The organism is Pseudomonas sp. Pse1 (genome assembly GCF_024519635.1).
In the GTDB taxonomy this organism is placed as follows: Bacteria; Pseudomonadota; Gammaproteobacteria; order Pseudomonadales; family Pseudomonadaceae; genus Aquipseudomonas.
Genome location: NZ_JALJRO010000011.1, coordinates 39,589 through 66,104 on the forward strand (window position 1 = coordinate 39,589; position 26,516 = coordinate 66,104).

At 64.0% G+C, this 26,516-nt stretch carries 12 protein-coding genes; 5 read left to right on the forward strand and 7 right to left on the reverse strand.

Going from position 1 to position 26,516, the window contains the following annotated elements; all coding sequences use genetic code 11:
• Window positions 1-45: 45 nt before the first annotated feature.
• From NR126_RS17160 to NR126_RS17170, 3 genes are read right to left on the reverse strand one after another with little or no spacing between them, the layout of a single operon-like run.
• Complete coding sequence (locus tag NR126_RS17160) at window positions 46-1,374, reverse strand: TolC family outer membrane protein (protein ID WP_027616108.1); 1,329 nt, start codon at window positions 1,372-1,374, stop codon at window positions 46-48.
• 1 nt (window position 1,375) lies between these two features.
• Window positions 1,376-2,716, reverse strand: a complete 1,341-nt coding sequence (locus NR126_RS17165) for an HlyD family type I secretion periplasmic adaptor subunit (RefSeq protein ID WP_105754949.1) — start codon at window positions 2,714-2,716, stop codon at window positions 1,376-1,378.
• Window positions 2,717-2,722: 6 nt separating this feature from the next.
• A complete protein-coding gene (locus tag NR126_RS17170) occupies window positions 2,723-4,459 on the reverse strand; it encodes a type I secretion system permease/ATPase (protein WP_027616110.1) in 1,737 nt (578 codons plus the stop codon).
• Between the two features lie 668 nt (window positions 4,460-5,127).
• On the opposite strand from NR126_RS17170, the gene NR126_RS17175 reads away from it, so the two are divergent.
• The 5 genes from NR126_RS17175 (at window position 5,128) to NR126_RS17195 (ending at window position 21,929) form a co-directional block, all read left to right on the forward strand.
• Window positions 5,128-15,870 (forward strand): peroxidase family protein, encoded by a 10,743-nt coding sequence (locus tag NR126_RS17175; RefSeq protein WP_256830696.1) that lies wholly within the window; start codon window positions 5,128-5,130, stop codon window positions 15,868-15,870.
• Window positions 15,871-16,197: 327 nt separating this feature from the next.
• Window positions 16,198-16,815 carry a transcriptional repressor LexA gene (gene lexA, locus NR126_RS17180; RefSeq protein ID WP_027616112.1) on the forward strand — a complete coding sequence of 206 codons (618 nt, stop codon included), beginning with the start codon at window positions 16,198-16,200 and terminating at the stop codon, window positions 16,813-16,815.
• Window positions 16,815-17,432, forward strand: a complete 618-nt coding sequence (gene imuA / locus NR126_RS17185) for a translesion DNA synthesis-associated protein ImuA (protein ID WP_256830697.1) — start codon at window positions 16,815-16,817, stop codon at window positions 17,430-17,432. The genes lexA and imuA overlap by 1 nt, the downstream gene beginning before the upstream one ends.
• A 7-nt stretch (window positions 17,433-17,439) precedes the next feature.
• Complete coding sequence (locus NR126_RS17190) at window positions 17,440-18,855, forward strand: DNA polymerase Y family protein (protein WP_256830698.1); 1,416 nt, start codon at window positions 17,440-17,442, stop codon at window positions 18,853-18,855.
• A complete protein-coding gene (locus tag NR126_RS17195; protein ID WP_256830699.1) occupies window positions 18,831-21,929 on the forward strand; it encodes an error-prone DNA polymerase in 3,099 nt (1,032 codons plus the stop codon). The genes NR126_RS17190 and NR126_RS17195 overlap by 25 nt, the downstream gene beginning before the upstream one ends.
• Before the next feature lie 53 nt (window positions 21,930-21,982).
• Here NR126_RS17195 and NR126_RS17200 read toward each other — a convergent pair whose 3' ends face one another.
• From NR126_RS17200 to NR126_RS17215, 4 genes are all read right to left on the reverse strand, one after another.
• A complete protein-coding gene (locus tag NR126_RS17200; protein ID WP_027616116.1) occupies window positions 21,983-22,666 on the reverse strand; it encodes a flavin reductase family protein in 684 nt (227 codons plus the stop codon).
• A 19-nt stretch (window positions 22,667-22,685) separates the two neighbouring features.
• The gene (locus tag NR126_RS17205; protein ID WP_256830700.1) at window positions 22,686-24,176 is read right to left on the reverse strand and encodes an amidohydrolase family protein; all 1,491 of its coding nucleotides are present in this window, start codon (window positions 24,174-24,176) and stop codon (window positions 22,686-22,688) included.
• Window positions 24,173-25,369, reverse strand: a complete 1,197-nt coding sequence (locus tag NR126_RS17210; RefSeq protein WP_256830701.1) for an amidohydrolase family protein — start codon at window positions 25,367-25,369, stop codon at window positions 24,173-24,175. Before NR126_RS17210 ends, NR126_RS17205 begins: the two co-directional genes overlap by 4 nt.
• 88 nt (window positions 25,370-25,457) lie before the next feature.
• Entirely contained in the window at window positions 25,458-26,510 is a 1,053-nt protein-coding gene (locus NR126_RS17215) for an extracellular solute-binding protein (RefSeq protein WP_027616119.1), read from the reverse strand.
• Window positions 26,511-26,516 lie beyond the last annotated feature (6 nt).

Below are 26,516 nucleotides of genomic sequence, written 5' to 3' on the forward strand. Positions count from 1 at the left end.
AAGGGTCCATCAGCCAGATCGTATGACCAACCATCGAGCCAAACCTCAATTGGTCACCAACAATTCCGGCCCCAGGTAATCGTTGATCTGGTCGATATCATCGTCGCCCAGGCTGCCCACCGAAGACGCCAGGCGCAGGCGTGACATCAGGTAGCGCAACTTGGCCTCGAACAGATCGTGGCGGGCGACGAAGAGCAATTCTTCGGCATTCAGCACGTCGGAGTTGGTGGTGGTGCCGCCTTCCTTGAAGCCCTTGCGGGTCGACAGCAACGACCGTTCGTTGGACTCCACGGCCTTCTCCAGCGCACGAACCCGCTTGGCCCCGCTCTGCACCCCGTTGAACTCGCGGGTGGTGCCGGAGATGACCTCCTGGCGCGTGGCATCCAGCTCGTCGTTGGCCTTGGCGCTGTTGGCGCTGGCCTGGCGCGTCAGGGCGCTGACCCCACCGCCGCTGTACAGCGGGATGTTCACTTCCAGGCCAATCGAGCCGTAGCGGTTGCGTTGATTGAGTTCGGAGATCGACTGACTGTCACCCGCGGTGTAGCCGGCGACGAAATCCAGGGTCGGCCAGTGCCCGGACTTGGCACGCTTGACCTCCTCATCGGCCAGGTCACTGCTGTAGCGTCGCGCATGAATCAACGGGCTGTCGGCCTGGGCCTTGATCAGCCACTCCTGCAGGTTGGCTGGCAGCAGCGGCGGAGTGATGAAGCCTGGTTGCAGGGTGGTCAGCGATTCCGGGGTTTCACCGATGTACTCCTCCAGCTTGCGCCGGGCGTTGATCAGGTTGTCCTGAGCTTCGATCAGTTCGGCCTCGGCGAGGTCACGTCGCGCGGCCGACTCATCGATGTCGGTGATGGTGCCGGCACCCAACTCGGTGCGGCGTTTGGCCGAGGCCAATTGTTCATCGAAGGCACTCAGCTTGGCCCTGGCCAGAGCAATGGTTTCGCTGGCCAGCAGCACGTCGAAATAGCTCTCGGCCAGGCGCACGGCGGCGTCCTGGCTTTTGGCATCGAACACCGCGACGCTGTAGTCGGCGCGTTGCTTGCCCTGGCGGTACTCGGACATTTTCTGTTTGTTGAACAGCGGTTGGCGCAGGCGCACGTTGGCGCCCTTGGAGTCGTAGTCAAGGTCGCGGTCGATGCCGTTCTGGCGCTGAGTGCCGTTGACCTTGTTGTCGTAGGCCGAAGCGCTGATCTGCGGTAGCAGGCCGGCCAGACCAATCGCGCGGTTTTCCGCGCCGGCCTCTTTCTCATGCACGGCGGCGCGGTACACCGGGCCCTGGTACTGCAGCAGGTCCCAGGCCTGCTTCAGGTCCATGGCGCTGGCCGGCAGCGACAGCCCCAGCAGGCAGGCAATCAGGCATCGAGGGGCCATGTCATTGCTCCTTGAATGAACTGTCGACGCGTTCGAGCATCGGCTTGAGCAGGTAGCTGAGCAGGTTGCGTTCACCGGTCTTGATGGTGACGCTGGCGGGCATGCCGGGGCGAATGTGGTTGCTGCCCAGCAGGCCCATGCCGTCGGGAGTCACCTCCACCTGGGCGAGGTAGAACGGTTGCTTGCTCTCTTCATCGAGCAGGCGGTCGGCGGACACGGTCTTGACCCGCCCGGGGATGTTCGGCGTCTGTGCGTGGTTGAAGGCCGGGAAGGAAATATCCACCGGCAGCCCCGGGACCATCTTGTCGATGGCCTGCACCGGAATCATCGCGTCGACCTGCAGCGGTTCGTTGACCGGCACGATCTCCATGATCTTGAAGCCCGGCTGAATGATCCCGCCGACCGTGGCAATGCTCAGGGACTGGACCATGCCGTCGATGGGCGAGCGAATCACCGTGTGGGTCACTTCGTAATCAAGTGCACGCAAGCGGTCGGTCAGGGTGGTGTTTTCCTTGGCCGTATCGGTGAGCATCGACTCGACTTCCTTCAGGTAGTCGTGCTGGCGCTGGAGGATGCGCAATTTGATTTCGGTGGCCTGGCTGCGGGTGCGGGCGATGTTGTTGAGGTTCTCCGCCTGGCCTGCGGACAACTCGGCGTTGTTGCGTTCCAGTTCCAGCAGGCGGTTGCGCGGCACATAACCTTCGGCGGCAAGAATCCGCGTGCCTTGCAGTTCCTGGTTGAGGAAATTGATCTGCGAGGCGCGGGCGCCGTACACCTGCTGCAGGCCTTTGAGTTGCACCGCCGAGGCCGCGAGGTTTTCCTCGAGGATGCTGATCTCGCCCGCCAGGCCGGCGCGCCGGGTATCGAGCAGGCGCTGTTGCAACTCCATGGCGGACAACAGGCGGCGGTCGCCGGCAAAGCGCTCCAGCAGATCGGGATCGAAGTTGATCACCGCCTGATCGTCGCGTTCTGCTTCGAGGCGATTCTCCACGGTCTTGCTGACGATGTACTGGGCACTGACTGCTCCGCGTTCGGCGACCGCCCGCAGGGAGTCGAGGCGCACCACCTCCTGGCCCTTGCTGACCACGTCACCTTCGCGCACCAGGATCGCCTCGACGGTGCCGCCGCTCAGGTGCTGCACCGCCTTGCGATTACTGGTGACCTTGACCGTACCGGTGGCGACCACGCCGGCATCCAGCGGCGCCAGCCATGACCACAGCAGGAAGCCGCCGAAGCCGGCGAGCACCAGCCACTTGCCCCATCGAGCGGGCTTGCCGACGTCGAGGTCGACCAGGCTTTTCGGCTGGTTGAGGATCATCTCGGTGTGTTGACTGGTGGACATGATCGCTCACTCCCTGGCCTTGACCGAGGCCAATGGTGTCGGCGCCCCGGCGGGCATCACTGCGGCTTTGCGCAGCGCGGTAAAGACTTCTTCGCGGGTGCCAAGCATTTGCACCGCGCCGTCGCGCAGCATCAGTACCTTGTCCACCGCGCAGAGCACGTTGGGCCGGTGGGAGATCATCACTACCGTGGCACCGCGGGCCTTGAGTTCGGCCAGGGCATCGACCAGGGCTTTTTCGCCAACGTCATCGAGGTTGGCGTTGGGCTCGTCGAGAACGATCAGATTGGGTTCGCCGTAGAGTGCACGGGCGAGGGCGATCCGCTGTTTCTGGCCACCGGACAGCGGGCTGCCGTCGGTGTCCAGGCGGGTGTCGTAGCCCTGCGGGAAACGCAGGATCATGTCATGCACGCCGGTGGCCTTGGCGGCACGAATCACCGCGTCGCTGTCGACTTCGCCGAAGCGTGCGATGTTGTCGGCGATGGTCCCCTCGAACAGCTCCACATCCTGCGGCAAGTAGCCGAGCCAGGGTCCCAGTTCGGCTTTGTTCCAGGTGAACATGTCGGCGCCGTCGAGACGCACCTTGCCCGCCTGTGCCGGCCACACGCCTACCAACAGGCGGGCGAGGGTGGATTTGCCCGAGGCCGATGGGCCGATAATCCCCAGGCTTTCGCCAGGCACCAGGCTGAAGCTGACCCCGCGCACGATGGTGTTGTTGGTGCCGGGCGCGCCGGCGTAGACATTCTCCACCGCAATCATGCCCATCGGCCGTTGCAGCGACATGCTCGGTGGGCGCAGTGGATAGTCGCTGAGCATCTGGTTCAACCGGCCCCAGGCCGAGCGGCAGCCGAGCAGTTGCTTCCACGAGCCGATCACCTGTTCCACCGGCCCCAATGCACGACCGGTGAGGATCGAGCAGGCGATCATCATCCCCGGGGTGATTTTGCCTTCGATCGCCAGCAGCGCGCCGGCGCCGAGGATTAGCGACTGCAAGGTGATGCGCACAAAGCGCCCGGTGCTGCTGATCAGCGCCGCACGGTCGGAGGCCAGGGTCTGCATTTCGAGAATGCGCAAATGGCTGTGGTACCAGCGCTTGCTGATCGACGGCAGCATGCCCATCGCCTCGATGACCTCGGCGTTGCGCAGGTTGTTGTTGGCATAGGTGGCGGACGACAGCGCCGCCTGGTTGGCTTCGGCCAGGGGTTTTTGCGTGGCCTTTTCGGTGAGCCAGGCCAGCGCCACCAGGATCAGCGAACCGATCAGCGTCATCAGGCCGAGCAGCGGGTGAATCAGGTACGACACCAACAGGTAGATCGGTGTCCAGGGCGCATCGAAGAACGCAAACAACGCGTTGCCGGTGAGGAACTGGCGGACCTGCGCGAGATCCTGCAGGGCCTGGGCCGGGTTGCCGCCGGCGCGACTCAGGTTGCGCTCGAAAGCGGCGGTGAAGATGCGGCGGTTGAGCTCCATGTCCATGCAGTTGCCGACCCGAATCAGCATCCGCGTGCGGATCATCTCCAGTGCCGACATCAGCAGGAACAGACCGATCACCAGCACCGTCAGCATCGCCAGGGTGGTGACATTGCGGCTGACCAGGGCCCGATCGTAGACCTGCAGCATGTACACGGCGGGCGTCAACATCATGACGTTGATCACCCCGCTGAAACCGCCCAGCAAATAGAAACTGTGGCGCAAGCGAACCAACACGCTGGCGAGTTCGGATCGGGTGTTCGACTGATTGGGCATGAGCAGCTCCCCTCGTCAAAAAGCCGGTATCCCTTTCGGCGCGTCAGCTAGTCGGTTTCGTGCACTGGGCAGGTGGAAAAACACGCTGTCGGATCGCTCGGTGGAGCTGGCGATTCTTGGAAAAAAACGGCGTTGATCTCCCTTGCTGGAGCGTAGGTCGCGGCGAATTACTCTGAAATAACATTTCGCTCTATAGCTGAGTCGCTATTTTCATATATCTATAAAAAACAATTAGTTGTGAAGACAGATGCCGGTCGTCAGTTCGAGCGACGCGAAATTGACATTCGTTTGGTATAGGACTTTAGTCTTGCTTATACGGGGGAGAGGTGTACGTCGCGAGCCTGCCATTTCTTTGGCAACGCACGGCGTGGTGTTGATGTTCCCGAGGAGCAGACATGACGATCTTTTCGATCCACTATCCCGTGAAGGGCCGGTGTAGCCGGTTCACCTTCACTTCCCGCTTCCACGGCCCACCGAGGGTCCGAATGCGCTCTGCCTGATCACTCGGCGAGCCACCCGTTTTCCGCGAATTCCAGGTGCGTAGCCTGGGGAATGGCCTTGCCGTTCCCCCCGTCTGATATCGCCCAAAAAATCGCGTCAGCCAGCACCTGAGTGCGCGATGGCTTCGGTCGTCCCGTGCCCGTCCCAGATTGATCGAGGAACCCAAAATGGCCAATTTCAACAAGTCGGACCTGGAATTCATCCTCAAGCAAATCTTCATCGCCGAAGCCCACGCCAATGGCGCCAGCCTCGCTGACTTGCTGCCCAACAGCCAGGTGCCGTTCGGCCTGCGCACGGTCGATGGCAGCTTCAACAACCTGGTGGCCGGACAGAGCGAGTACGGCGCTGCGGACAACTCGTTCCTGCGTCTGCTCGATGCCCAGTATCGAGCGGCCTATGCCGCTTCGGGCAACGTGGTCGACGGGCAGCCACGGGTGATCAGTAACCTGATTTCCGACCAGACGGGCAGCAACCCGGCCGCCGTCGCGGCGAACGGTGGGGCCGCCCCGGCGCTCAGCCCCGGCCTCGATGGCGTGTTCGGCACCGGTGACGACAAGCCGGTGTTCTTCATCCCCAACACCTCGCCGGACGCCGGCCTGACTGCCAGCTTCAACGCCTGGATGACCTTCTTCGGGCAGTTCTTTGACCATGGCCTCGACCTGGTGACCAAGAGCAGCACGGACGTGGTGTTTATCCCGCTGCAACCCGACGACCCATTGTTCAACCCGAACAGCCCGACCAACTTCATGATTTTGTCACGGGCCGTGCAAAGCGCTGGCGCGGACGGCATCGCCGGTACCGCCGACGATTCCCAGCTCAACACCACTTCGCCCTTCGTCGATCAAAGCCAGACCTACAGCTCGCACCCTTCGCACCAAGTGTTCCTGCGTGAATATGCACTCAACGCCGACGGTGACCCGGTAGCCACCGGACGCTTGATTACCAACCGCAACCTGGGTGATGACGGCCTGTTCGGCACTGCCGATGACAGCGGCAGCGAGAGCGGCGGCATGGCCACCTGGAAGGTGGTCAAGGCCCAGGCCCGGGACATTCTCGGCATCGACCTGACCGACGCCGACGTGCACAACGTGCCGCTGCTGGCCACCGATGCCTATGGCAATTTCATTCGCGGCCCCAGTGGCATGCCGCAGGTGGTGATGCGCATCGGCAACGGTGACGACGGGATTTCCGGCACCTCCGATGACCTCACCCAACTGGTCGAAGGCAACCTTGCGGCGCCCATCAGCCTGGCCAATGCGGTCAGCGCCGGGCATGGCTTCCTCGACGACATCGCGCACAACGCGGCGCCGGTGGTAGTCGGCGGCGTGCTGCAGGCGGACGCTGATACCGACGTCGGCAATGCACAGCCACCGGGTCCCGGGGGCACCAACCTGACCTACGACAACGAATTGCTCGACGCCCACTATATTGCCGGCGACGGCCGGGCCAACGAGAACATTGGCCTGACGGCGGTGCACCATGTGTTCCACTCCGAGCACAACCGCCTGGTCCAGCAAACCAAGGAGACCTTGCTGGCCGCCGGCGACCTGGTCTTTCTCAATGAATGGCTGGCGGTTGACGTCGCGACCTTCCCGACTTCGCCGGCCGACATCGCCGCGCTGGTATGGGACGGCGAACGACTGTTCCAGGCTGCCAAGTTCGGCACCGAGATGCAGTACCAGCACCTGGTGTTCGAAGAGTTCGCGCGGACCATCCAGCCGCAGATCGACGAGTTCCTCGCGCCCAACGGCTACGACACCTCGATCAACCCGGCGATCCTCGCCGAGTTCGCCCATGTGGTGTATCGCTTCGGCCACTCGATGCTGACCGAGACCGTCGATCGCTTCGACCCCGAGTTCAATCCGCTGCTCACCTCCGGCTCGCAAATGGGCCTGATCGCCGCCTTCCTCAACCCACTGGCATTCGCCAGCAGCGGGGCGGACGCAGATGCCGCGGCAGGGGCGATCATTCGCGGGGCAACGCGCCAGGTCGGCAACGAGATCGACGAGTTCGTCACCGAAGCCCTGCGCAACAACCTGCTGGGCCTGCCCCTCGACCTGCCGGCGCTGAACCTGGCACGGGGTCGCGACACCGGCATTCCGACCTTGAACGAAGCACGCCGCGAGATGTACGCCGCCACTGGCGACAGCCAGCTCAGGCCCTACATCAGTTGGGCTGACCTGGCCGACCATCTCAAGCACCCCGAGTCGCTGGTCAACTTCATCGCCGCCTTCGGTAGCCACAGCGCCTTGCTGGCAGCCGATGTCGATACCATGGTGGAAATGCGTGCCATCGCCGCTGCCCTGGTGTTTGGCGGCAGCGCAGTGATCAATGCCGACACCCCTGAACAGCGTACGTTCGTCGCCGATGATCTCGATCGCCTGGACTTCCTCAATAGCGCTGGCGACTACGCCATGGTCAATGGCGTGACCACCACCGGCGTCGACGATATCGACTTCTGGATCGGCGGCCTCGCCGAGCAAAAAATGCCGTTCGGCGGCATGCTCGGCTCGACCTTCAACTTCGTCTTCGAAACCCAGATGGAAGCGCTGCAGAACGGCGACCGCTTCTACTATCTGTCACGTGTTGCGGGCCTGAACTTCGGCACGGAGCTGGAGAACAACTCCTTCGCCAAGCTGATCATGCTCAACAGCGACGTGACCCACCTGTCGAACACGGTGTTCCTGACCCCGACCTTCACCCTCGAAGTCAACCAGGCCAACCAGTTCACCAACCTGGGGCCGAACGGCAATGCCGACCCAACCGGCGGCATCATGATCAACGGCGTGGAAATCGTGCCGCTGGTGATTCGCGACAATCCCGACACCGTGGGCGCGGACGCCAACTACCTGCACTACACCGGTGAAGACCACGTGGTGCTCGGCGGCACCGCCGGCAATGACATCATCATTTCCGGTGACGGCGACGACACGGTCTACGGCGACGGCGGTAACGACCGTCTCGAAGGCGGCGCCGGCAACGACGCGGTACTGGGCGGCGCAGGCGACGACATCATCACCGACTCGTTCGGCGACAACCGCCTGGAAGGCAACGCCGGCAATGACGTGATCATCGCCGGCAGCATGCTGGCCGCTGGCAACCTGATCCTTGGCGGCGACGGCCAGGACTTCATCGTCACCACCGAAGACATCACCACCACCTTCGGCGGCCAGGGCGACGACTTCATCCTCGGCGCCAAGACCAACCTGCCGCCGACCGGCAACGAAGGCGACGACTGGATCGAGAAGGGCACCCAGGACGGTGCGCCTGGCGACAACGCCGCGCCATTGCTGACTGACGATGTGCTGGGTAACGACATCTTCGTCGGTGGCGGTGGCTTCGATGAAATGATCGGCGAGGGTGGTGATGACATCTTTGTCGGCAGCGATGCCCAGGACAAGATGGAAGGCATGTCCGGTTTCGACTGGATCACCTACAAGAATGACAATTTCGGCGTAACGGCCGACCTGAGCCTGGCCGCGCTGGCGCAGCCACACGGCAACGCGCCAAACCAGAACGCCGGGGTGTTCAACCCGGTCGGCGCTTCGCCGGCCTCGATCCTCGACCGTTTTGCCGAGGTCGAGGGTATATCCGGTTCGGCTTTTGCCGACGTGCTCAGGGGCGATGACGTCGATGCCGATACCATTATCAACCACGGTGGCGCCACCGGCAGTGCGCTGACCAACGTCGATTTGATCAAGGGCCTGCGTGCGTTCCTCACCGAGGCCGGTTTGCCGACCACCGGTTTTGCCACCGGCAACATCATCCTCGGCGGCAATGGCAGTGACCTGATCGAGGGCCGTGGCGGCGATGACCTGATCGATGGCGACAAATGGCTCAACGTCAGGATTGCCGTCTACAACCCGGGCGACGTCAACCACACCGGTCCGGAAATCGCCAGCTTCAACAGCATGGTCGACATGATCCCGTTCATGCTCAACGGCACCTACAACCCAGGGCAACTCAAGGCCGTGCGGGAAATCCTGCCCGGGACTTCGACGGGTGGGGCGGCCTACGACACGGCGATTTACTCCGGCGCCCAGGACGAATACACCTTTGTCCAGAACACCCGCGGCACCGCTGATACCTCGGATGACGTGTGGACCGTCACGGATACCGTCGCCGGACGCGATGGCACCGATACCCTGTTGCACATCGAGCGCCTGCAGTTTGCCGATAGCCAACGCATTCTGGCAGCAGGCAATCTGCAGCCGACTGGCAGCCCGGCCATCACCGATAACAACGGCGGGGCGATCACCGTCGGCGATATGCTGACGGTCAGCGTCGCTGGAGTGACCGATGGCAACAACGTCAGCGTCAGCAACCCGCAGGGTAACCTGAACAACTCGTCGGTGTCCTACTACTGGCAGTTCGAAGCCGATCCTGGCAGCGGCGTGTTTGAGGACATCATCCTGTTGCCAGCCGGTGACCTGGCGTTCCAAAGCGCCGACGGCACCTCGTTCAAGGTTTCTCCCGACCTTGAAGGATTGTCGTTGCGGGTCAAGGCGATCTACCAGGATGCCCATGGCACCACGGAAATCCTCTTCTCCAACCCGACGACCGTGGTCGCACCCGGCGCACCCGTGACGCCACCGACGCCGCCCCTCGTCGCCGACGCCACCGCCGGTGGCGAAGGCATGCACATGGTGCGTTCCGACCTCGACTTCATCCTCGCGCAAATCAAGATTGCCGAGGCCGAGGCTGACGGCCAGAACATCCTCTCGCTGATCCCGAACATCCGCGCGCCGCTGGGGCTGCGGGCGGTCGACGGCTCGAACAACAACCTGTTGAACCTCAACGGCATCGACAACACCCAATATGGTTCGGCCGACCAGGTGTTCCCGCGCATCAGCGATCCGGTGTTCAATCAGGCTGAGCAGGGAACTTCGTATACCCAGAACGGCGGCCTGGTGATCGACTCGCAACCGCGCACCATCAGCAACCTGATCGTCGACCAGACCTCGAACAACCCGGCAGCCTATGCCACGGCGTACGACCCGGGTGCGGACGGTGTACTCAACTTCGGCATTCCGGCTGGTCAAACAGGCAACGACGACGTGCTCAAGGACGGCGTGCGCATTGTCGCCAGCCCAGGCCTGGACGGGCAGTTCGGCACGGCCGACGACCGTGATGTGTATCTGTTCGAGAACACCGCACCGGATGCCGGGCTGTCGGCACCCTTTAACAGTTGGATGACCTTCTTCGGGCAGTTCTTCGATCATGGCCTGGACCTGGTGACCAAGGGCGGCTCGGGCACGGTGTTCATTCCGCTGAATGAGGATGACCCGCTCTTCAACCCCGATAGCCCGACCAACTTCATGGTCCTGACCCGCGCCACCAACCTGCCTGGCGCAGATGGTGTGCTCGGCACGGCCGATGACATTCACGAACACACCAACACCACGACGCCCTTTGTCGATCAGAACCAGACCTATAGCTCCCATCCGGCGCACCAGGTGTTCCTGCGCGCCTATGTGATGACGGCTGGCGGCCCGATCGCCACTGGCGAGTTGATCACCAATCGCGATCTGGGTGACGACGGCAAGTTCGGCACCGGCGACGATACGCCAATCGGCGGCATGGCCACCTGGAAAGTGGTCAAGGCCCAGGCCCGGGACATTCTCGGTATTGACCTCACCGACGCCGATATCGACAGCGGCCCGCTGCTGGCGACCGACGCTTATGGCAACTTCATCAAGGGGCCGAACGGCTTCCCGCAAGTGGTCATACGGCTCAGTAACGGCGTGGATGGCATTGCCGGCACCAACGACGACGTCACCACGCTGGTCGAAGGCAATCCTGCCAGTCCGGTCAGCCTGGTCAACGCCGTACGCACCGGCCATGCGTTCCTCAATGACATCGCCCATAACGCCGTACCGGTGGTGGTCGGTGGGGTTCTGGCAGCCGATGCCGACGACCTGGTCGGCAATCCACAGGACGTTGGCCTTGGCGGCAACAACCTCACCTACGACAACGAACTGCTCGACGCGCACTACATCGCCGGCGACGGCCGGGTCAACGAGAACATCGGCCTGACTGCCGTGCATGCGATCTTCCACGCCGAGCACAATCGGCTGGTGGCACAGACCAAGGACACCTTGCTCGACTCGACCGACGTGACCTTCCTCAACGAATGGCTGCTGGTCGATGTGGCTGCCGTACCGACGGATGCCGCCGGCATTGCCGCCCTGGTGTGGGATGGCGAGCGGCTGTTCCAGGCCGCCAAGTTTGGTACGGAAATGCAGTACCAGCACCTGGTGTTCGAGGAATTTGCGCGGACCATCCAGCCAAGGGTGGACCTGTTCTTCGCCCCGACCCAGGTCTACGACGTCGACCTCGACCCGTCGATCGTCGCCGAGTTCGCCCATACCGTGTACCGGTTTGGCCACTCGATGCTGACCGAAACCGTCGATCGTTTCGACGCCAACTACAACGTCATCAGCGACGGTAGCAATCCGAATCAGCAACTGGGCCTGATCGCGGCGTTCCTCAACCCGCTGGCGTACGCCGCCAGCGGCCTGACGCCGGAAGATGCAACCAGTGCCATTGTGCGCGGGCTCACCCGCCAGGCCGGTAACGAAATCGACGAGTTCGTCACCGAGGCGCTGCGCAACAACCTGCTGGGCCTGCCACTCGACCTGCCGGCGATCAACATCGCCCGTGGCCGCGACGCGGGCATTCCTTCCCTCAACGCGATCCGCCGCGACATCTTCAGCCAGACCGGCGATACCCAACTCAAGCCGTACAGCAGCTGGGTCGACCTGGTGCAGCACCTCAAGCATCCGGAGTCGTTGATCAACTTCATCGCGGCCTATGGTGTCCACGACACCATCACCGCGGCGACCACCCTGGACGGCAAGCGTGCTGCGGCCCTGGCACTGGTGCTCGGTGGAGAGGGAGCACCGGAAGACCGCCTGGACTTCCTCAACAGCACCGGGGCCTATGCCAACATCACCGTGAACGGCAGGGCGGGCGTGACGATCACCGGGGTCGATGCCATCGACCTGTGGATCGGCGGCCTGGCCGAAGCGATCACGCCGTTTGGCGGCATGCTCGGCTCGACCTTCAACTTCGTGTTCGAGAACCAGATGGAGAAACTCCAGGACGCCGACCGCTTCTACTACCTGGAGCGCACCTCCGGGCTGTCGATGAACGCGGAACTTGAAAGCAACTCGTTCGCCAAGCTGATCATGGCCAACACCTCGGCCACTCACTTGCCGGGCCTGGTGTTCTCCGACCCTGGGTTCTACCTCGAAGTCGACCCGTCCAAGCAGTACAACGATGGCCTGGGCAGCGCCGATCCGGATGGCGTATCGCGTGACAACCCACTGACCGTTGGCCCGGACGCCAACTACATCCGTTACTCGGGTGATGAGCACATCGTGCTCGGCGGCAGCAACGGCAACGATATCCTGATCGCCAGTGAGGGCGACGACACCGTCTGGGGCGATGCCGGCAACGATCGCATCGAGGGTGGCGACGGCAACGACCAACTGCGTGGCGGCACCGGCGACGACATCATCACCGACACCGGTGGCGACGATAACATCCAGGGCGGCGACGGCAACGACGTGCTGCACGGCGGCAATGGGGTCAACCTGATCATTGGCGGTTTCGGCAACGACTTCATCGTCACCGGTGAAGACGCCTCCGAGGCCATCGGCGGCCAGGGCAATGACTTCATCCTCGGCAGCAAGGCCAACGAACAGGACATGGGCAACGAAGGCGACGACTGGATCGAGAAGGGCACCTCGGACGGTGCGCCTGGCGACAACTTCGATCCTTTGGGTAACGACCCGATCATCGGCAACGACGTGTTCATCGGCGGCAACGAGAACGACAAGTTCAACGGTGAAGGCGGTGACGACATCATGGTCGGCAGTCTCGGCTTTGGTGACCGCTACATCGGTGGTTCCGGTTATGACTGGGCCACCTTCAAGGACCTGGCCCAGGGCGTGAGCATCGATTACACCGACCGCTTCTTCGACGTACCGCCGGTCCCCGGTTCAGGCGCCTCGGCGCTGGTGCGCTTCGACATCATGGAAGGCCTGTCGGGTTCGGCCCACGGTGACTTCCTGCGTGGCGACAACGAGGATGCGACCTCGCTGCCTACCGCCGGGGCCACCGGCAGCGTGTTGACCAACATCACGCTGATCAACGGCCTGTCGAGCCTGCTGTCCGCCGGGGCGACCTCGTTCGACGGCGGCAACATCATCCTCGGTGGCAGCGGCAGCGACCTGATCGAAGGGCGTGGCGGCGACGACATCATCGACGGTGACAAGTGGCTGAACGTGCGCATCAGCGTGCGCACCAACAACGACGGCACCGGCCCGGAAATCGCCTCGTTCACCAGCATGGAACCGATGGTACCGTTCATGTTGAACGGCACCTACAATCCCGGCCAGTTGGTGATCGTGCGGGAGATTCTCAGTGGTACCGATGCCTATGACACCGCGCTGTTCTCCGGCAATGCCGGGGAATACACCGTCGAAGTCCAGGGCAACACGGTCATCGTCACCGACCTGGTGGCAGGCCGCGATGGGGTCGATCGGTTGACCGGTATCGAGCGCCTGCAGTTCGCTGATCAGGCTCAGGAGAGCGGCGTCGGCACTGCCTTGAACGGCGGCCCGACCGGGCACCTGGCGATTCTCGATGATGCCAGCGGCCTGCGTGACGATACGCCGGTGGCCGGGCAACTGCTGCGGGTCAGCGCCCAGGCGGTACTGGACGCGGACAACGTCTCGGCGACCAATGCCAACGGCGCGTTGAGCGGTCCGGTAGCGTACTACTGGCAGGTGGAAACCATCGCTGGGTCAGGGGTCTATGAGGACATCACGGTTGTCGCAGCGGGCGAGGCCTCGCGGGCAACCGGCACTACCTACCGGGTGACGGACGATGTGGCGGGCTCGAACATCCGCGTGCGGGCGGTGTATCAGGATGCCAAGGGCACCCTGGAAATCGTCGACTCGTCGGCCAACAGCACGCCGACCGCAGGACCGACCGTCAATGGTCTGCTGGTGCAGAACCAGGTGCTGACCGCTGACCCATCGAGCATCGTCGATCCCGATGGCATCAGTAATCCGCAGTTCACCTACCAGTGGCAGGCCACCAACGGGGTGCAGTTCGTCAACATCCCTGGCGCCACCAACAGCACCTTCACCCTGGGCCAGGCCCAGGTCGGTAATCAGGTGCGGGTGGTGGTCAGTTACGTCGATGCCTTCGGCGTTACCGAAAGCATCGCGTCCGACCCGTCCGATCCGGTCGAGAACGTCAACGATGCACCGACCGGTGCGTTGCTGATCAGCGACACCACGCCGGATCAAGGCCAGGTACTGACTGCGCTGACCGGGGCGATCGCCGACGTCGATGGCCTGGGCACCTTCAGCTATCAATGGCAGCAGGGCACTGGCACGTCCTTCACCAACATCAATGGTGCGACCGCGCAGACCTTCGTCCCCGGCATCAATCAGGGCAACCTGCAGCTGCGGGTAATCGTGCGCTACACCGATGCCTTCGGCACCCTGGAAACCGTGACCTCGGTGGCCACCGCGGCCGTCACCGTACCGGCTGGCCTGGTGCTGACCGGTAACGGGCTGGCCAACACCCTCACCGGTGGCCTGGGCAACGACGTCCTGTCGGGTCTGGGTGGCAACGACGTGCTCAACGGCCTGGCGGGTAACGACGTGCTCAACGGCGGCATCGGCAACGACGTGCTCAATGGCGGTGACGACAACGACACGCTCATAGGGGATGCCGGCAACGACACCCTCAATGGCGGGCTCGGCGTGGATGTCATGACGGGTGGTGCCGGCAATGACACCTACGTGGTCGACAACGTCGGTGACAGCGTGATCGAGGCGGCGGGTGGCGGGACCGACCTGGTGCAAACCAGTTTGACCGCCTACCTGCTTGGGTCGAACGTCGAGAACCTGACCTACATCGGGGCGGGCAATTTCACCGGTAATGGTAATGCCCTGGCCAACACCATCACCGGTGGTGCCGGCAATGATCTGCTCAATGGCGGGGCAGGGGCTGACCGTTTGATCGGGCTGGGCGGCAACGACACCTACGTGGTCGATAACATCGGCGATGTGGTGGTCGAGGCGGCGAACGGCGGTACCGATACGGTGCAGACCTCGCTGGCCAACTACACCCTGGGCGGCAATCTCGAGAACCTCAGCTACACCGGCGTCGGCGCCTTCAACGGCACCGGCAACGCCTTGAACAACGTCATCACCTCTGGAGCCGGTAATGACACCCTCAATGGCGGCGGCGGCAACGACACCCTGACCGGTAACGGCGGCAACGACACCCTCAACGGTGATGTCGGCAACGACACGCTGCTGGGCGGCATCGGCAACGATACCCTTAATGGTGGCGCGGGTGATGACAGCCTGGACGGCGGTGACGGGGTCGACATATTGAACGGCGGCGCAGGCAACGACACCTTGCTCGGCGGACTGGGCAACGACAACCTCGATGGCGGTATCGGCAACGATCTGCTCCAGGGTGGCGATGGCAACGACATCATGCAGGGCGGGGTCGGCAACGATACCTTGCTCGGCGGTATCGGCAATGACACGATCGATGGTGGTGCCGGCAACGACATCGTCACCGGGGGTGCCGGCAACGATACGATGGATGCCGGCATCGGCAACGATACCTTCCTGTTCGGCGCCGGCTTCGGGGTTGACCGGGTTCTCAACTTCGACGCCAACGCGGCAGGCGGACAGGACCGTATCGACATCACCGCCCTCAACATCACCGCGGCGAACTTTGTCGCCAGCGTGGTCATCACCGATGTCGGTGCCGACACCCTGGTCAGCATCGGAGCAACGGACTCGATTCGCCTGGTCGGGGTGGCCAACGCAGGGACTGTGACGGCTGGCGATTTCATCCTGGCAACATGAGGGCAGTGACGCCCCTGTAGGCGCGAGCCTGCTTGCGATGGCGGTGTACCAGCCAGCTTTAATGCCGACTGTGCCACCGCCGTCGCTGCGCTGCGTCGACCTGACAGGCCAGTTCCCATGGGTTCTGTGGTGCATGTTGAATTGAAGGATGACATGCCCTCTGTGGGAACCGGCTTGCCGGCGATGACGATGTCCCATGGAATCTTTTCCTTGAATTGATAGGCCCAATCGTGGGCAGGCCCGCTCCCGCTGGAGGGGGCACATTGTGTCGTCTTCCCAATCATCGCGACTGGCGGTTCTTGTCAGAAAAACCCGACAGGAGTACAAATGTACTCCATGACTACATTAACTCCCCGTCGTGCCGCCATCCTGACCTTCATCAGCGACCGTATCGCTCAACAAGGCCAGCCCCCGAGCCTCGCTGAAATCAGCGAGGCCTTCGGTTTTGCCTCGCGCAGCGTGGCGCGCAAGCATGTGATTGCGCTGACCGAAGCCGGCTTCATCGAGGTCAATCCCCATCAGGCCCGAGGCATTCGCCTGCTCAATCAGCCGCGCCGCCCGGAACTGCTCGACATCCCGGTGCTCGGGCGGGTCGCCGCCGGTGCGCCGATCGGTGTCGATGCCGAGGTGCACAGCCGTTTGTGGCTCGACCCGGCGCTGTTTTCCCGTATCCCTGACTACCTGCTGCGGGTCCAGGGTGATTCGATGATTGGCGACGGCATCCTCGACGGTGACCTGGTAGGCGTACGTCGCAGTGCCCAGGTGGAAAATGGCCAGATCGTGGTCGCGCGGCTGGAAGGCGAGGTCACCATCAAGCGTTTCGAACGTCACGCCGACAGTGTGCACCTGCTGCCGCGCAACCCGGCCTACAGCCCGATTGTGGTCGGCGCCGATCAGGACCTGGCGATCGAAGGGGTGTTCTGTGGCCTGGTGAGGCAAGGCTGATGGGCGCCGTCGTTGCGCTGGATACCCTGTTCAATGGCGGCCAGGTCTGGAAAGGCCGGCCTGCGCCAGCCAATGTCAGCACCCAACCCACCGGTCACCCAGGGCTGGACGCGGCATTGCCCGCTGGCGGCTGGCCGGAGGCGGCGCTGACGGAAATTCTGATTGCCGGCCAGGGCGTCGGCGAGCTGCAACTGGTCTGGCCGACCCTGGCCCGATTGACCGCTGCTGGCGAGCGGGTGGTGCTGGTCGCGCCGCCTGCTATTCCCTATCCCCAGGCGTGGCAGAACGCCGGGATCGACCTGCGCCAGTTATCGATCATCCAGGCCTCTGACCGCGAAGCACTATGGGCCGCCGAGCAATGCCTGCGCTCGGGCAGCTGCGGCGCCGTGCTGTGCTGGCCGAAGCAGGCCGACGACCGGGTCTTGCGGCGTTTGCAGGTGGCGGCCGAAACCGGTCAGACCCTGGCGTTCGCCTACCGTGCCAGCCAGGAGGCGCTCAACCCTTCGCCGGCCGCCCTGCGCATTGCCATCGATGCACGGCCGGCGCAGTTGCGGGTGCTCAAGTGCCGGGGTGGGTTGGCCCGTCCGGCACCGATCGCCTTCGCCACCCGGCATTGAGGTTGCGATGCGCTGGGTCTGTATTGTTTTCCCGCAGTTGGCGCTGGACGCGGTCATGCGCCAGCGCAGCGATCCCGATGAACCGCTGGTATTGCTTAGCGGTCCGGCCCAGCGGCGGGTGTTGCAGGCGGTCAATGAGCCGGCGCGGGCCCTGGGGTTGCGTGCGGGCCAGTCGATGACGGCCGCCCAGGCCCTGAGCAAGGCCTTTGTCAGTGCCGACTATGACGTCGCCGGTGTCGAGCATTGGCAGCAGTTTCTCGCCGCCTGGGCCTATGGTTTCAGTTCCCAGGTCAGCGTGCATTTCCCGCGCACCGTACTCTTTGAAATCGAGTCGAGCCTGGGGCTGTTCGGGCCCTGGCCGCAGTTCGAGGCGCGGTTGCGCGCCGAGCTGACGGCATTGGGTTTTCGCCATCGCCTGGTGGCCGCGCCCAATCCACTGGCCGCGCGGATTCTCGCCAATGCCCACGACGGCCTGGCGGTGTCTGATCAGTCCAGCCTGGAATGTTTGCTCGGGCAAATGTCGGTCGAGCGCATCGGCCTGCCACCCTCAGACGCCACGGCCCTGTCGCGGATGGGCTTGCGCACCCTCGCTCAGGTCCGCGCACTGCCGCGCCAGACCCTGGCCCGGCGCTTTGAAGCTGCGCTGCTCAAGCACCTCGATACCTTGCTTGGCGAGCGCCCACTGGCCCTGGGGTTTTACTTGCCGCCGGACTGCTTCGATGTGCGCATCGAACTGAATTTCGATGTGCAATCACACCAGGCCCTGCTGTTTCCATTGCGTCGCCTGACCGCTGACCTGGCCGCATTTCTCTGCGGTCGCGACAGTGGCGTCCAGCGCTTCGACCTGCACCTGGAACATGCCGGCCTGCCCGATACCCTGGTCAAGGTTGGACTGCTCAGCGCCGAGCGCGACCCGGGCATGCTGTTCGAGCTGGCCCGTGGGCGCCTGGAGCAAGTCCAGGTCGAGGCGCCGGTGCGCGGTTTGCGCCTGTCGGCTCGGGATTTGCCAAGCTTCGTGCCGCAGCGCCGCGAACTGTTCGACGAACGCCCCCAGCAATCCTTGCCCTGGGAGCAACTGCGCGAGCGCCTGCGTGCCCGGCTGGGTGACGATACGGTGCAAGGCCTGGGTTTCCAGGCCGATCATCGGCCGGAGTGTGCCTGGCAGCCCCGCAGCCAGAGCCAGTTGACCGAGTTGCTATCGGACGTGCGGCGCCCGGGTTGGTTGCTCAGTGAACCGTTGCCGGTGCAGGAGGGTGTGGCGCAGATCCTCATGGGGCCGGAGCGCATTGAGTCCGGCTGGTGGGATGGCGCCGACGTACGCCGTGACTACTACCTGATCGAAACCCGCTCCGGGCAGCAGGGCTGGGCGTATCGCGAGGTGGGCGAGGGCGGGCCGCTGTGGCTGCAAGGCTGGTTCGCATGAGCGCCGGTTATGCCGAACTGCACTGCCTGTCGAACTTCAGTTTCCAGCGCGGGGCCTCCAGTGCCCATGAGCTATTTGAACGGGCCAAGGCCCAGGGCTACCAGGCCCTGGCAATCACCGACGAATGCACCCTGGCCGGTATCGTCCGCGCCTGGCAGGCGTCCAGGGTGTTGGGCCTGCCACTGATCATCGGCAGTGAGTTGCGCATCGAGGACGGCCCGAAACTGGTGCTGCTGGTGGAAAACCTCGACGGTTACCAGGCGTTGTGCCGCTTGATCACCCATGCCCGGAGGCGCAGCGAGAAAGGCCAGTACCGGGTCCTGCGCGAAGACTTCGACGAGCCCATGCCGGGGCTATTGGTCCTGTGGCTGCCGGACAGTACTGAGGTTGAGGCCCATGGCGCCTGGTTGCAGCAGCGCTTCGCCGGGCGCCTGTGGCTGGCGGTCGAATTGCATTGCGGGCAGGACGATGCCCGGCGCCTGGCCGAACTGCAGGCGCTGGCGGTGGGCTTGCAGATCCCGGCGGTGGCCAGCGGCGATGTGCACATGCATGCCCGGGGCCGGCGAGCCCTGCAGGACACCATGACCGCGATTCGCCTGCATGTGCCGGTGGCGGCTGCCGGCCAACGCCTGCACCCCAATGGCGAGCGCCACCTGCGCAGTCTTGAAACCCTGCGCGCGCTGTACCCGGCGGCCTTGCTCGAGCAGAGCCTGGTGATCGCCCGGCGCTGTAGCTTCGACCTTGGCCAGTTGCGCTACCAGTACCCGCGCGAACTGGTGCCCGAGGGACAGACGCCGACGTCCTGGCTGCGCCGCCTGACCGAACAGGGTCTGTGCCGGCGCTGGCCCGAGGGACCGAGCAGCCAGGTACTGGCGCTGATCGATAAAGAGCTGCAACTGATTGCCGAACTCGGCTACGAAAGTTATTTCCTGACGGTGGAGGACATCGTCAGCTTTGCTCGGCGCCAGCGCATCCTCTGCCAGGGTCGAGGCTCGGCCGCCAACTCGGCGGTGTGCTACGCCCTGGGCATCACCGAGATCGACCCGAGCCGGATGAACATGTTGTTCGAACGGTTTCTGTCCCGCGAGCGTAACGAGCCGCCGGACATCGACGTCGATTTCGAGCATGAGCGTCGTGAAGAAGTCCTGCAGTACGTGTTCCAGCGTTACGGACGTCGCCGCGCCGCGCTGACCGCGGTGGTCAGCACTTACCACGGGGCCGGTGCGATCCGCGATGTGGCCAAGGCCCTGGGTTTGCCAGCGGACCAGATCAATGCCCTGGCCGATTGCTGCGCACGCTGGAGCGACGAAGCGCCACCACTGGATCGCCTGCGCGAGGGCGGGTTCGATCCCGACAGCCCGGTGCTGCGCCGGGTGCTGGGGTTGACCCGGCAACTGATCGGTTTTCCCCGCCACCTGTCCCAGCATCCCGGTGGCTTCGTGATTTCCGAGCAGCCACTGGACAGCCTGGTGCCGGTGGAAAACGCCGCCATGGCCGAACGCACGATCATCCAGTGGGACAAGGATGACCTGGACATGGTTGGCCTGCTCAAGGTCGATATTCTCGCCCTGGGCATGCTCAGCGCGATTCGCCGCTGTTTCGACCTGGTGCGCTACTACCGTGGATTGGAGTTGAGCCTGTCGAAGATCCCGGCCGAGGACCCGGCCACCTACGACATGATTTGCCGCGCCGACACCATCGGCGTGTTCCAGATCGAATCGCGGGCGCAGATGTCGATGCTGCCGCGCCTGCAGCCGCGCAAATTCTATGACCTGGTGATCGAAGTGGCCATTGTCCGCCCCGGGCCGATCCAGGGCGGCATGGTCCATCCGTACCTGCGACGGCGCAACAAGGAGGAGCCGGAGACCTATCCGTCCACGGCGTTGGAAGCCGTGCTCAAGCGCACCCTGGGGGTGCCGTTGTTCCAGGAGCAGGTGATGCAGATCGCCATTGTCGCCGCCGACTACAGCCCCGGCGAGGCCGACCAGTTGCGCCGGGCCATGGCCGCCTGGAAACGTCACGGCGGGCTGGACTCGCACCAGGTCCGCCTGCGCGAAGGCATGCTCAGAAATGGCTACTCAGAGGCCTTTGCCGCGCAGATCTTCGAACAGATCAAAGGCTTTGGCAGCTACGGTTTTCCCGAGTCCCACGCTGCCAGCTTCGCCCTGTTGACCTACGCCAGTTGCTGGCTCAAATGCCATGAACCGGCGGCCTTCGCCTGTGCCCTGATCAATAGCTGGCCGATGGGTTTTTACAGTCCGGATCAGATTCTCCAGGATGTGCGCCGGCATCATCTGCACGTGCGCGCAGTGGACGTCTGTGCCAGCGACTGGGATTGCAGCCTGGAGCCGACCGACGGCCAGCAACCGGCGATTCGCCTGGGGCTGCGGATGATCAAGGGATTTCGCGAGGAGGATGCCCGGCGAATCGAAGTCGTCCGCTTGCAGGGCGACTTTGTCGACGTCGCGGACCTCGGCCGGCGCGCCCAGCTCGATGCCCGGGCCCAGGCGTTACTGGCCGACGCTGGCGCCCTGCGCCAACTGGCCGGGGATCGGCACCGGGCGCGCTGGGAAGTGGCGGGGGTGCAGCAGCAACTGGGATTGTTCGCCGGTTTGCCCAGCCAGGATGAACCCGCGGTATGCCTGCCCACGCCCAGCGTCAGCGAAGACCTGCACGCCGATTATCACAGCGTCGGCACCACCCTGGGCCCGCATCCGCTGGCATTGTTGCGCACGCAATTGCGCGGCCTGCGCTGCCGCAGCTCGCAGGAACTGCTGGACGTCGAACATGGGCGCAATGTCAGCGTGGCCGGCCTGGTCACCGGCCGCCAGCGCCCGGGCACCGCCAGTGGCGTGACCTTCGTCACCCTCGAGGACGAGTTCGGCAACATCAATGTGGTGGTCTGGCGCGACCTGGCCGAGCGCCAGCGCAAGGCTCTGGTCGGCTCGCAATTGCTCAGGGTCGATGGCCGCTGGGAACAGGTCGGCGAAGTCCGCCACCTGATCGCCGGCCGGCTGAGCGACCTGAGCCCGCTGCTCAATGGCATCAGCGTGTTCAGCCGGGATTTTCGTTGAACCGTTGGTGGGTGGGGTGCCAGGCACAATTGCAGCGCCTGACACGCCCCGCGTCATCGCTGTCGCCCATCGCCAGCCACTCCACCCGGCCAACTCCGCTCCCCACCCCCCGGCGCCTCGTTCCAGGCTTGCAGCGTGCGAGTGGGCAGGTCGAAGTAGTCGCGGGTGCGGGCGTAGCCGTGACCGCCCATGCGGCCAATGGCGTCGAGACCGAGTTGGTCGATGTACAGGGTCTTGGGGTCGATCAGTTCGTCGCGGACATGGGCCATCAACACCTCGCCGAAAATGATTTCCCGCGACTGGCCGATGTTCAGCGCCATCATCCGCCGGCACTCCAGCGCTACCGGGGCTTCGCCGATGCGTGGGCAACTGACCCGGGTGCCGGGGATTGCCGTCAGGCCAGCGGCGGTCAGTTCGTCAAAGCCGGGGGCGAAGGGCACGGCGCAGATATTCATCGCTTCCACCAGTGCATCGCTGACGATGTTGACGGTGAATTCCTGGTTGAGCTGGATATTGCGCGTGGTGTCTTTCGGGCTCAGGTCGCCGTAGTTTTCCACCCCGAGGGCGAGGATCGGCGGATCGGCCGACAGCGCGTTGAAGAAGCTAAACGGTGCGGCATTGACCCGGCCTTCGCCGTCGATGGTGGTGACCAGGGCAATCGGGCGCGGGACCACACTGCCGATCAGGATCTTGTATTTGTCCCGTGGACTGAGAGAGCTGAAGTCGAAACTGTGCATGGGCTTTGAACTCCGGGGATCAATCGCGAAGGGGGTCGATTGTGCAGAGCGGCGCCTGCGCGCTGTAGTCGTCGGCAAACGGGATGGCCGGCTTGAACAAGGTTTGCCAAGCGGGCTGGTCGGCGGCGCGCTGGCTGTGGCTGCGCATCAGCTTGGCGTACTGTTTTTGCGCCTGGCGTTGCAGGGCGGGGTAGTCGATGCCCTGCACCTGGCCGTCGCGCATCACGCAGCGGCCGTCGATGTAACTGGCGATGCAGTCGTCGCCGCGTCCGGCGAGGACCAGGTTTTTCAGCGGATCGAACAGCGGCCCCAGGTGCAGGCCCTCGAGGCTGAACACTGTAATGTCGGCCTTGGCCCCGGGCGCCAGGCGTCCCAGGTCATCGCGTCCCAGGGCTTTGGCGCCCCCAAGGGTGGCGGCGTTATACAGGTCCAGCGCGCTGGTCAGATGGCCGCCGCGTTCCATGAGGCGGGCGATGTTCAGGCCCTGGCGCATGTTGTCCAGCAGGTCCGCCGGCCAGGTGTCGGTGCCCAGGGCCAGGTTGATGCCCTTGGCCCGGTAGCGGCCAAACGAATTCAGCGCCTCGCCATCGCGGGCGAACACCACCGGGCAATGCACCAGGCTGGCACCGCCGTCGAGCACCCGCTGCAGGTCGTCGTCGCCACTGGTGTAAATGCCGTGGGGCAGCAGGCTGCGCGGGGTGAGCAGGTCGAGTTGCTGCAGCCAGGCCAGCGGCGAGGCACCCCGTCGTTGTTGGACCATCGCGTATTCGCTGGGGGATTGGCAGCAATGCAGGCGCATCGGCGCATTCAGTTCGCGGCTCAACTGCGCGGTGCGTTGCAGCAGCGCCGGGGTACAGGTCTGGATCCGATCGGGCAGCAGCGCGCCGCGAATCAGATCGCCGTGGCGGCCATTGAAGTCGGCAAAAAACCGTTCGGCCGCCGCCAGCCCCGCCAGGCCCCGGGCCTCGTCCCAGTGATGGTCCAGTTGGCCGTCGGCCCGCCAATAGGCCATGCCGCTCATGTAGCACGGCCCGAGGTAGGTGCGCAGCCCGAGGTCGACGGCGACTTCGGCCACGGCGGCAAATTCCTCGTAGGTTTCGGCCCACTCGCGGTAGTACATCGAGGTGATCGGCATGGCGGTGGTGATGCCGTTGCGGATCAACTGGGTGAAGGCATAGCGGTACTTGAAGACTTCTTCTTCGGCGCTGTAGCTCTCCCGCGGACCGGCGGCCAGGTATTGCTCGGACCACATGCGGCCCATCTGCGATTCATCGCCGTTGTCCAGGGTCAGCACCGTGGAGTCAAGATCGCCGAGGGCATCGAGGTCGATAAAGCCGGGGCCGATCAGGGCGTTGCCATGGTCGATCCATTGGTCCACCGGCCCCGAGTAATCGCGGCCGACAAACAGGATGCGCGAGCCCTCGAACACCACCTGGCCGTCGCGCCACAGCACGTGCTGGCGCCCGTCGAAACCGACCACACAACTGGCCTTCAGGCCGATGATGGTCACAGGTGACTGTCCAGCAGTTGGCCATTGGCGGCGATCAACCGGCCGCCGCGATAGACCTGGCGCGGTGGGCGGGCAACCACGGCTTCACCGAGGGTTTGCACGTTCATCAGGAGGAAGTCTGCGGGTTGCCCCAGCGCCACGCCGTAACCTTTGCGTCCCAACGCCTGCGCGCCGTTGATCGTGGCTGCGGCGAAAGCTGCCGCCAGTTCTTCGTCCTTGTTGAGGTCGAAGCGCAACGCCAGCAACATCGCTCGCTCCAGCATGTCGCCATTGCCCATGGGCGACCAGGCGTCGCGGATCCCGTCCGAGCCCAGGCAAACATTGACCCCCACTTCGCGCAGAGCGAGGAAGGGCGGTACTGCACAGTCGGCCGGTGCCGAACTCATCAGCGAGATACCCAACGCCGCCAGGCGCTCGGCCACTGGCTTGACCTGGGTCCAGGGCAACATGCCCAGGCAGTAGGCGTGGCTGATCATCACCCGGCCCTGACGGGCGAAGCGCTCGGTGTAATCGGCGATCCGCGCAATCTGCCACAGGCCCAGCTCGCCCTTGTCATGCAGATGGATATCGATGCCCCGGTCGAATTCGCTGGCCAGCTTGAACACGAAGTCGAGCTGGGCAATCGGGTCGTTGTCGATGCCGCAGGGGTCAAGCCCGCCAACGTTTTCCACGCCCAGGGCCATGGCCTCGCGCATCAGCTCGGCGGTGCCGGGACGACTGATCAGGCCGGTCTGTGGGAACACCACCAGTTCGAGGTCGATCAGGTCGCGATAGCGCTCGCGCAGTTGCTGCATGGCTTCGACGTGGCGCAGGCCGAATTCCGGGTCGATATCGACGTGGCAGCGCATCGTCAGGGAGCCCCGGGCGATGCAATTTTCCAGCAATGCGCCGGCGCGCTCGGCGATCGGCGTGGTTATGTCGCGCAACACCTGGCGTTCGTTGCTGATGTAGTCCTTGAGGGTCGGGCCGGCGCTGTTGGGACGCCAGTCCTGACCCCAGAGGGTCTTGTCCAGGTGCACATGGCTTTCCACCAGTGCCGGGGTCAGCAGTTGGTACTGGCCGTCGATGTCGCTGGGTGCAAGCGGTGCCGTGGAGGCCGGGCGGCGTTCGGTGAACAGGCCGTTGGCAATCAGCAGGTCTTCGGCGGGAGCGCCGTAGGGGCGGACGTTGCGGAGCCAGTGGGAGGGGGTCATGGAAACCTCGTTCAGGTCTTTGAGTTTTGTATTGCCCAGTTGGGCCTCTTCGCGAGCAGGCTCGCGAAGGCCGCGACGCGGTCTTGGATCAACCCTTGAGCTTCGACCAGATCCGGTCCTGCAGCTCCCGCGCCTTGTTGCTGCACTCTTTTTCCGGGCGCAGGCGCGAGGCTAATTCTTCGGGCATGTTGATCGCGTCCATGACTTTCCACTTGGCGTCGAGCAACTGGTCGCTCTCGATGCCGTTGGCGTAGGCGATGGCGTTGGACACGGCGGCGGCGTTTTCCGGCTTCATCATCCAGTCGATGAAGATCTTCGCGTTCTCCGGATGCGGCGCGCTTTTCGGCACGGCGAAGTTGTCCTGAAACATCGCCAGGCCTTCACGGGGGTAGACGTACTTGATGCTGCTCTTTTGCAGGGTGGCGCGTGCGGTCGAGCCGTTCCAGTTCTGCATCATGATCACTTCGCCGGAGGCCATGCGGTCGACGGTGTTGTCCGAGCTGTACATCTTCAGGAAGGGTTTCTGCTTCTGCAGCAGTTCCAGCACCTTCTTCGCGTCCTGCGGATTTTCGCTGCACTCGTCGACGCCCAGGTAGTGGCTGGCGGCGTTGATCAGGCTGCTGGAGGTGTCGAGGGCGGCCAGTTGGCCCTGCAGTTCCTTGCGCGGCTCAAAGAACTCTTTCCACGAGTCGTCGAGTTTGCCGCCGGGCACCCGCGCGCTGTCGTAGGAGAACCCGGTGGAACCCCACAGGTAGGGCGCGGAAAATTTGCGGCCAGGGTCGAACGACGGGTCGCGGAACGCCGGTTTGACGTACTGGAAGTTCGGCAGGCTGGGGGCGTCGATGGCCAGCAGCAGGTCCTGGTTGATCAGGGTTTTCATGATCGATTGCGACGGCACGATAACGTCATACGCTGCGCCGCCGGCCTGTAACTTGGCGAGCAGGGTCTCGTTGCTGTCGTAGCCGTCCATGGTGACCTTGATCCCGGTTTCCTTCTCGAACTTGGCCAGCAGCGGCACCGGGTAGTAGTCGGTCCAGTTGTAGAAAAACAGCTCCTTGGGTTCTGCGGCCTGGGCGGTCATGGCCGCCGAACAACCGAGGGCAAGACCGGCAACAGCGTAACGCAGGCTTTTCGATATCATGGTTTT